Origin of the sequence: Paraburkholderia sp. UYCP14C (assembly GCF_004197395.1) — a bacterium.
Taxonomy (GTDB): domain Bacteria; phylum Pseudomonadota; class Gammaproteobacteria; order Burkholderiales; family Burkholderiaceae; genus Paraburkholderia.
In genome coordinates, this window is sequence record NZ_SELS01000339.1 from 1 (window position 1) to 504 (window position 504).

1 pseudogene is annotated in these 504 nt (G+C 63.5%); it reads right to left on the bottom strand.

The window, feature by feature from the left end:
- Positions 1-504 (bottom strand): annotated as a pseudogene (locus EVC45_RS45140) (ABC transporter substrate-binding protein); the annotation flags it as partial.

A 504-nucleotide genomic window follows, 5' to 3' on the forward strand; every position in this document is an offset into this window, starting at 1 on the left:
CTGCACGGCGGCGAGCGCCTTGTCGTCATGCAGTACGGCCTTCTCCGCGATCTGCTGCGGGCTCGGCACGAACGCGCGGCTTTCGGCCGGAATCATCGCCTTCGAATTGACCGGTCCGTTCAGCACGTCGGCGGCCATGCGCCCCTGCACGCCGGCATCGAGCGAATGATTGATGAACGCGTGGATCAGGTCGGTGTCGCCCGGATGTGCTTTCGGGATCACCGTGAACATCAGCTGCGTCGCGAAGCCTTCCTTCATGCCGTAGGTCACGCCCATCTTGTACTCGGGCTTGCGGATCTGGTCCGGGAAAAACGCCGGCGAGTAGATGCCGCCGATATCGAGCGAGCCCGTGCGGAACAGGTCGGCCACCTGGTTCGGGTTCTCGCCGAGCGTCATCACGTGGTCTTTCAGTTGCGCGAGCTTTTTGAAGCCGGGTTCGATGTTCTGCTGCGAGCCGCCGTTCATCTTCGCGGCGATGATCGCGAGGTCGACCGCTTCGGCCCA